Source organism: Veillonella seminalis, assembly GCF_003992065.1.
Lineage (GTDB): Bacteria > Bacillota > Negativicutes > Veillonellales > Veillonellaceae > Veillonella_A > Veillonella_A seminalis.
Window position 1 is genome coordinate 135472 of sequence record NZ_RQUZ01000007.1, and the last position, 9004, is coordinate 144475.

General features: G+C 42.5%; 6 protein-coding genes, 1 tRNA gene and 1 pseudogene. 2 read left to right on the top strand and 6 right to left on the bottom strand.

The window, feature by feature from the left end; genetic code table 11:
- The first annotated feature begins 128 nt into the window (after nucleotides 1–128).
- Nucleotides 129–1058 (top strand): fumarylacetoacetate hydrolase family protein, encoded by a 930-nt coding sequence (locus EO126_RS06225; RefSeq protein WP_006556347.1) that lies wholly within the window; start codon nucleotides 129–131, stop codon nucleotides 1056–1058.
- A gap of 67 nt (nucleotides 1059–1125) precedes the next feature.
- Here EO126_RS06225 and EO126_RS06230 read toward each other — a convergent pair whose 3' ends face one another.
- The 5 genes from EO126_RS06230 to thrC form a co-directional block, all read right to left on the bottom strand.
- Nucleotides 1126–1716 (bottom strand): type IV toxin-antitoxin system AbiEi family antitoxin domain-containing protein, encoded by a 591-nt coding sequence (locus EO126_RS06230; RefSeq protein ID WP_127008012.1) that lies wholly within the window; start codon nucleotides 1714–1716, stop codon nucleotides 1126–1128.
- Nucleotides 1717–1880: 164 nt separating this feature from the next.
- Nucleotides 1881–3311, bottom strand: coding sequence for a decarboxylating NADP(+)-dependent phosphogluconate dehydrogenase (gene gnd / locus EO126_RS06235; RefSeq protein WP_127008014.1), 1431 nt, complete (start codon nucleotides 3309–3311; stop codon nucleotides 1881–1883).
- On the bottom strand, nucleotides 3301–5121 hold the full coding sequence (locus EO126_RS06240; protein ID WP_127008016.1) for an ATP-dependent nuclease: 1821 nt from the start codon (nucleotides 5119–5121) through the stop codon (nucleotides 3301–3303). The genes gnd and EO126_RS06240 overlap by 11 nt, the downstream gene beginning before the upstream one ends.
- Nucleotides 5122–5145: 24 nt before the next feature.
- Nucleotides 5146–6000: a DMT family transporter gene (locus EO126_RS06245; protein ID WP_127008018.1), complete on the bottom strand. Its 855-nt coding sequence runs from the start codon at nucleotides 5998–6000 to the stop codon at nucleotides 5146–5148.
- Between the two features lie 122 nt (nucleotides 6001–6122).
- On the bottom strand, nucleotides 6123–7622 hold the full coding sequence (gene thrC, locus EO126_RS06250) for a threonine synthase (protein WP_127008020.1): 1500 nt from the start codon (nucleotides 7620–7622) through the stop codon (nucleotides 6123–6125).
- A gap of 322 nt (nucleotides 7623–7944) precedes the next feature.
- Between thrC and EO126_RS06255 the strand changes: the two genes are divergently transcribed.
- A tRNA-Lys gene (locus EO126_RS06255) sits at nucleotides 7945–8020 on the top strand.
- A 189-nt stretch (nucleotides 8021–8209) separates the two neighbouring features.
- Here EO126_RS06255 and EO126_RS06260 read toward each other — a convergent pair.
- Nucleotides 8210–9004: pseudogene (locus EO126_RS06260) on the bottom strand (hypothetical protein); the annotation flags it as partial.

Sequence of the window (9004 nt, forward strand, 5' to 3'; positions counted from 1 at the left end):
TTTAATTCAATCGTATTTAATCGATACAAGCTTTATTATATCGAAATAAATATATTTAGTTTCTTTACATAATTTACAAAAACCGGCTCAACGTCGGTCATGATTCAGAAATTTATTTGGGAGGATTTATGAAAATCGCAACATTTACATCCCCTTCCGGCTTCCGCCAATGGGGCGTCATCGACGAAGAATCGCAAACCATTTTAGGTAGTGCGGATTTAGAGGAAGCCTACTTCTCCTTCCTGCCGGAAACCATTGAAGAACTCATCAACTTAGGTGACGAAGGCGTATTATTATTAGCCAGTGCGTTAGAAAAACATAACGAAACACCGGTAGCCGTACCGTATAATTTAAGTGACGTCACCATCGAAACTCCGTTCAGCCCGCATCGCAATATTATCTGCGTCGGCAAAAACTATCGAGAACACATTGTTGAATTCGACAAAACAGCGGACGAACCGGAATTCCCCATTTTCTTCAGCAAATTGCCAACGGCCGTAACCGGTCCTAACCGTGTGATTCCGTTGCATCCTAATGCCACTTCCCAAGTGGACTACGAAGGCGAATTGGCTATCATTATCGGCAAACGAGCCAGCAACATTCCGGAAGATGAAGTGTACGATCACATCTTCGGTTATACCATCATCAATGATGTGACAGCTCGTGATTTGCAAAAACGTCACAATCAGTGGTTCTTAGGTAAAAGCCTCGATGGCTTCTGCCCTATGGGGCCTGCTATTCTAATCGGCAACAAACAGCCGCAAAACTTTGAAATTCGTACGTACATCAACAATGAACTTCGCCAATCGGGCTCAACGGAAGATTTAATCTTCTCCATTCCGACATTGGTAAGCACCTTAAGCCGAGGTATCACCTTGGAACCGGGCGACATCATCGCCACCGGCACACCGTCCGGCGTAGGTATGGGCTTTGAACCGCCTCGCTTCTTACAGGAAGATGACCTCGTAACCATTACCGTTCCGGGCATCGGTACTTTGGAAAATACCGTAAAACGTTCTGCACCAGTTACGGAAATTGAAGATTACGAAAATTTCTAAAAAAGATAATTATTCTAAAACCATCGGTTTTCGCCGGTGGTTTTATTTTTAAATTTCATTACATTACTCATTGCAATACCTCTAAATAAGGTCGAATCTTCTTGTCGACTTTTAACAGCTTCGCATATGACGACAACAACGGAATATTTTTAGATTTACTACTCATATATTGCTTGAATGCATCAGTAATAACTTGAATTTCAACTCTATTTGTCGTTTTTACAATATCACAAAGTGTGCGCTCTATATTATATGCACGAACCAGATTTCCCGATGGAGTCTTAACTTCTTCAACCCCAAACTCAAAGACGTCTTTTTTGACCTTATTACACTTGAATCCATTTTTTAATGGTGCTGATGTATTATATCCTTCAGGAAAAGTAAAATGTAATCGCATTGGTGTTCTATCTGTAAATCCATGCAAATATAAAGCTGTCCCTAAAGAGAAAATTCCCTTTTTATACTTAACCTGAGCATTTAAAAATTCATCTTCCCACACATCAGGTAACGTGTATACTCCGCGAGATACTTTTTCTAATTTATTGGCTTTGACAAGTTGAGCTAAATAGTTTCTCGATATATTAGCTTCAGAAACCTTAGCAGAAGTAACTACACCATTATTCTCATATGCCAATTTTAATATGCATTTCTCACTCATATATCTCCTCTCCCTCAGCGCAATAACATTCTTGCTCTAATTATAAAAAGTTAGAGCAAGAATGTTAAATTATACTACCTATTTATTTGTTATAAAAACTAAAAGAGAGTCCGACTTAAAAGTCAGACTCTCTTTTCATGTTCTAAAAATTCATAATTAAATTCTTATTTCCCTTCCAATTCAGCTTCCCATTCGGTATGGAAAATGCCTTCTTGATCAACACGTTCATATGTATGAGCGCCGAAGAAGTCACGCTGTGCCTGAATCATGTTAGCGGACAAGTTGGCACGACGATAGCTGTCGTAGTAGTCAAGAGATGCGGAGAACGCCGGAGTCGGAATACCGAAACGTTTTGCTTCGATAATCGCTTCACGCCATTTAGCTTGATGTGCTTCAATCGCTTCAATAAAGAACGGATCGAGGAGCAAGTTAGAAAGTTCCGGATTGCGTTCGAACGCTTTTTTAATATCTTCCAAGAATACTGCACGAATAATGCAACCGCCGCGCCATAAGAGCGCCATATCGCCGAAGTTGATGTTCCAGTTATATTCTTTAGCCGCTGCTTTAATCAACGCAAAGCCCTGTGCGTAAGAACAAATTTTGGATGCATACAATGCGGAGTGAATGGCATCGATAAAGGCTTTTTTGTCACCTTTGTATTCGCCTTCAGGACCTTTAAGCATCTTAGCCGCTTCAACGCGTTCATCTTTATAAGCAGACATGCCGCGTGCAAATACAGCTTCCGCGATTGTAGGAATCGGAACCCCTAAATCAAGCGCTTCCTGGCTGGTCCATTTACCGGTACCTTTCTGGCCTGCTTTGTCGAGGATTTTTTCCAATAACGGTTCGCCCGTTGCTTTATCGCGTACGCGTAAGATTTTGGACGTAATTTCAATTAAGTAGGAGTCGAGCACACCTTTATTCCATTCGGTGAACACATTAGCCATTTCTTCAGCACTCATGTGAAGTAATTCTTTCATCATAAAGTACGCTTCGGAGATGAGCTGCATATCGCCGTATTCGATGCCGTTGTGTACCATTTTTACATAGTGACCGGCACCGTCATCACCTACATAACTGCAACAAGGACCGTCAGCTACTTGAGCAGCGATAGATGTAAAGATCTTTTCCACTTCTTTGTAAGACGTTTCATTACCGCCCGGCATGAGGCTCGGACCGTTAAGTGCACCCTCTTCCCCGCCGGATACGCCAACGCCTAAGAAACGGAAACCTTTAGCTTCGAGCTCTTGGCTGCGACGACGAGTATCTTTGAAATAAGAGTTACCGCCATCGATCAAAATATCGCCTTTATCCAAATATGGCAAGAACGCTGCAATCATATCATCTACCGGTTGGCCGGCTTTTACGAGGAACATGATTTTGCGAGGTTTAGCAAGCATGTTTACGAGTTCTTCAGGGCTGTGAGCACCGCCGATATTGCCTTCATGGCCGAATTTTGCCAAGAATTCATCCGTTTTCTGCGGTGTACGGTTATATACAGCAATGCTGAAACCTTTGTGTGCCACATTGCGTGCCAAGTTCTGACCCATAACGGCCAAACCGACTAAACCGAATTCGTATGTCTTATTTTCCATATTTCGTCTCCTCTGCCACAGCCAACCACGCATCCTGTTGTTGCGCCAGCTGCTGTGCTTTTTTTATAACTCTTACAAACGCAGGCGGAATATCCTCCCGCTCTTTTATATTATCCCCAATACATTTGCCGATGGTAATTCCTTTTTGAAAAAAGAGCCAACTGAAATAATACACTTCCAATAAATGCTCTTCCCGATTCGGAATCGAATTTAATTTGCGTTCATGAAACGCCCGATTAACCAACCCTTGAAGTGACTCATTTTGCGACTTGGCATACTTAATCAGCTTATCCACCCCTTGGGTGATCGCTTTTTTGGACACCAGTTGCGAGCCCCCTTCAAGACTGACCACCATGCGTACAATGGAATCCAAAATGACCCGTTGACGCCGGCGAATCAAATGACTCACCAAATCATATTCAAAGCAAATTGTATCTGTGAAATATACCTGTTTCTGACCCGCTTTCGCATCAGTCCGTACATCTCTATCATATAGGGCAATGACGGGAATGTCAAAGCGGTTAAATAACTCGGCCAAGCGACTGATTGACCCTTGACCGCGGGCATTAATAAGCCCGATTCCGTAAAAGTCGAGCGGAACCCCCAGCGTTTTGGCAAACTGCCGGAAGCTGCTGTACTCCGTTTCGCCCTCTACTATCATAACACATCGTGTATAGAGTGCCTCTTTCACGGCGGAAAAATACGCAATCAAATGCTCTTCCGCTTCAGAGGACACTTCAAAATTAACACCGCAGGCGATTTTAACCGAACCCGACGGCTGACGGTAAAAACGAATAATCTGCCGATAATCATCAGACAATACTTCCGCCGAATGGGTAACAATAAATACATGGCCCAAAATACCGTCGATGCCGAATACATCTTTTAGAATCCGTAAAAAACCGATATTTTCATTGGCCAGCATTTCTTTAAAATAATCCACCATGGCCCGTTGCATCAGCGGGTTCAAATGGGCTTCCACTTCATCCAGACTGACGGCAAGCGGCAAATATCGTTTACCTTTTATGACAACAACACGCGGTTCCAGCTTATTTTGCTGCTTCAAACGAAAAATCTTTTGCACCAAACGAAATACCACCATCGTTACGAGGCGCAAAGCATCGGGCGTATAAAAACCGGCGTACCGTTCACCCTTCTCGATTTTAGGATGGGACATTGATCCCCGTTCCATAAGCGGCCACTGCGTGAGCTGTGCCAATACGATAATCATATAAATCGGCAAATGCGGCATCACCATTTGGAACTGACGAATGCGCAAAGCTATCAGTGACATAGACTTCGTGACCGGCGAATCTTTTTTACAAATGGCCACATCAAGAGCCTCTCCGAGCACATCGCGAAGCTCTTCGTAAAAGGACTCATCCATGGTATCAAAGGAATAGAGCCCGATGTCGCGAAAGGTAAAATACGGCATGTAGGTGAGCGTTTGAAGCGGCACCGAGCGCCGTGCACTGGTAGTCAATACTTCATAGAGCCGCGGTTTCGCCGCCACGCTGATTTGCTCCCATTCGAGCCAAATGCGACCGTTTTTAACGGCCTTGGTCAAAAGACGAGGCAACTCCTCATGGGGCGACACTACAATTTCAAGCCGCACTTTAACCGGTTTTACGATATCGAAGAAATCTCCGGCTACCAGGCGTTGACCCGACGTCATGATGCGAATCAAATCCAATAAATTGGTCTTCCCGATAGAGTTTTCACCAATCAGATAATTACAATGCTCGTGAAAACTCAATTTCATACGATCCAAGTTACGAAAATTATCAATTTCCAAAGTTGCTAAGTACATATCGGCACCTACCTTTGTTAGGGCTTATACTTTAACGTTTTGCTCTTTTAAACGAGCAAGCATAACCGATGCGATAAACATCATAATACCGGCCAAGATCGTCATCCACGATAAGGTTTCGTCAAAAATCACAAAGCCCCACATGGCGTTGAAGAATACGCCGATATATTGTAAAAATTGTGCCACAATCGCATTGGTGGCCACAAATGCACCGGTTAAGAAGAATTGGGCAAACACGGAAATCCCGCCGATAATGCCAAGGATAACCCATTGCCGCATATCAGGCCATACAAAATTAGGTCCCATCAAAAGACCACCGACAAGCATGGTAGTCACTAAGAAATAAAACATAATTTCATAATTATTGTGATGGCCGGCCATAGTGAGCTTACGAATAGTCGTATAGGCTGCAGCCGCAAAAGCTGATCCCGCGATGGCATAGAGCGAATACCAATGGAACTCGCTGAATGACCACGGCTTAACCATAATGGCAACAGCTGCCAAAATCACCAAGAGCCATTTGCCGGCTCCTTTCGGAACCGACTCTTTCAGATAGAGCGTGCTGAAAATGAACACAAAAATGCCGGACAATTGGAATAAAATCGCCACATCGGCTAATTTCATGTACGCCAGGGCAATAAAGTTACACAAGTTGCCGAGCCCGCCGAAAATTCCGCGAATCGTTAGCATCCCACGGTTTTCGGTAGAAAAGGCAATGCCCTTAAGCTGCATATATGCCAGGACCGCTACCGTGCCGATGAGACCGCGGAAAAAGGTAATCTCCGCCGCCGGCATGGCTTGGCCCAACATTTTTACAAATAAATTCATGATACTAAATGCCAAAGCGGATGCGATGGCATAGAAAAAAGCTTGTCTCACGTTGTCACTACTTTCTTTAGTTCTGTCACTAATATTATGTTGCTATATAGTATTAACAAACAACGTTAGCGTTAACAAGTAGTCGCCACGGTTTAATAACTCGTCATTAACCTCTATACAGCTTATTTTTTGAACGTATCGACAAAAGCAAGAATTTCTTTCCCCATTGATTCTTTATCAATGACTTTGGTAAAACGTAATTCCTTAGACTGCAAAGCTGCAAGTTGTTTAGGGAACGCCACGCCCGTCACGGCACTGATGTGCTCAAGGCTTTCATACGGCGTATCGCCTGTCTGAATTTCCAGAGCTTCGCAAATCGGATTCGGGAATTTAAACGGATGCGCCGTCGCGGCAATCACCGTATGACGACCGCCATCTTCCGGATGCTCGCGCAATTCTTTCATGTAGGCGCCCATGGCCACCGCCGTGTGCGGATCCATCAAGTAACCGTAAGAATTATAAATCTGTGCAATCACAGCTTTCGTTTCTTCGTCGGACATATACTGACCGCTGAAATCTTTCTGGATGCGCTGTAATTCTTCAGCCGTTACCGACAAAGAACCTTTTTGTTTCAAATCCTTCATACGACTGTTGGTTGCTTCATAATCTTCGCCGCTCACATAATATAAGAAACGTTCAAAATTGGAACTTTCCAAAATATCCATGGACGGTGAAATCGTCGTGTAGAATTCGCGTTTCATATCATAGGTGCCTGTTTTGAAAAAGTCTGTCAAAACATTGTTACGGTTGGAAGCACAAATCAGCTTACCGATAGGCACACCCATCTTTTTCGCATAATAAGCGGCCAAAATATTGCCGAAATTACCGGTCGGTACCACCACATTAAACGCTTCATCGCGATGAATCGCACCTTGATTTACAAGTTCCGCATACGCCGCCACATAATAAACCACCTGCGGTGCCAAACGACCGATATTAATGGAATTGGCACTGGAAAAGCGAACGCCCTTAGCCGCCACTTTTTCAGCCATCGATTCATCTACAAAAAGACGTTTTAAAAACTGCTGTGCATCGTCAAAATTACCGCGAATCGCCGTTACATTGACATTGTCGCCTTCCTGTTTTTGCATCTGTTCCTGCTGCATCGGACTCACGCCGTCAGTCGGATAAAAGACCTGAATATGAGTCCCCACTACGTCTTTAAAACCTTCCAACGCCGCTTTACCCGTGTCACCGGAAGTAGCCGTCAAAATAAGCACCTCATCCGTTTCTTTTTCCGCTTCTTTGGCTGCCACCAACAAGTATGGAAACAAAGACAAGGCCATATCTTTAAAAGCCTGCGTACGTCCGTGGAACAACTCGAGTACCGACAAACGTTCCAAGATGGAATGCAACGGCGCAATGTCAGGCGTACTGAAATTAGCTTTGCTGTAAGCCGATGCTATCATGGAACGCAATTCCGCTTCATCAAAACTTGTGAAAAGATTTTTTAATACGATATACGCAATATCCTCATAAGATTTTTCCGCTACCATGTCATACGTCAAACAACGCTCCGGAAATAAGGCCGGCACATATAAGCCGCCGTCACTCGCTAACCCGTGGAGCAACGCATACGTTTCGTTTACCGTTTCTTCACTTCGTGTACTTCGATACTTCATCTCTCTGCCCTCATATTTCTGCTAATTTAAAATAATAATAGAGAATTTCCCTATTACTTCTTTCAATTAATTATACCGAAAATACACATTTTTTACTACCCACCAACGGTGACGCTTTACCCTTTAATTACTGGTTTGTTATAAGTTATTACATTATTTTTACAAAAAATGAAGGTATAAAAGTTTACATTACACAGGATTGATTCGATATTTAAAATACTTTAGTTGACACTCCTTCAATAATTTTTACATATTTTTTAAACTTTCCTCCTATAAGGGTTTACATTTCGAAACAATAAGTATATAATAGCTATATTGTTGTGGACCACTAGCTCAGCTGGCAGAGCACCTGACTCTTAATCAGGGTGTCCAGGGTTCGAACCCCTGGTGGTCCACCATTTTTATGCCTAAATTTTGAAAATATTGCACTTTAAATTAAATAAAGAGCGGTAGCAATACTTAATCCCAATTTGAGATTACAGGTATTTGCTACCGCTCTTTTTACTTTATTCAATTGTAATACTTTATGCAGTTATAATGCGACATTGATCCTCTACACACTATTTAGCTACAAATATTCTCTCCTCTTATTTGTTAACCAACGAATTCACAAGCTCAGTCAATTCTTCGATACGTTGTTTCTGTTCTTCCAATTGAGCACTTTGCGTATCCAATTTCTGATTTTGCGACTGAATCATGGACTGCTGATCGTTAACTACACCACGGAGATTATCGATTTCCTGAGCCATAGCCTGACTGGAACCGTAATTAGTTGTCTGACCGGCACCAACACGATTTACTCTATTATCCAGTTTGTTAATTTGATTTCCTAAATAGTTCATATTGGATCCGATATTCGTTACCGCACTATTCAACTGACCTACATTAACTGCATCAGTTTCAGCTTCACCGGCTGCTACATCATGAATCTGATTTTTACCCATGCTAATAGTATCACTAGTAAGCTTAATATCTGATTTAGCTGAATCAGTAGCCTTAATAGTTACACCGTCCGTATTAACCGTAGTGTTACCGGCTACAAGTTCCGTAGTAGTTACACTATCAGTGGCAATAATAGTTGCTGTATCACCGGAGCCTACAGTAACACGTTCTAAACCGGAAAGTTTAGATGATAATTTAACTTTAAAGCCTTTAGCTCCATCATTAACGACACCAATATTACCATCAGTTAAGGTTTCTGTTGCTCCACCGGTGATACTTAAGACTTCCGCATTACCAACTTCAATTGTTTCACCGGTATCACTAATAAATTCGCGTTTAGCATTTTGAATGGCTTCAATATCTGTGGTTAATTGTAAACTGAAATTGAACATATAAAAAATCCATAGTGAATACCGATTTGTGTTATGATTAATGTCGCT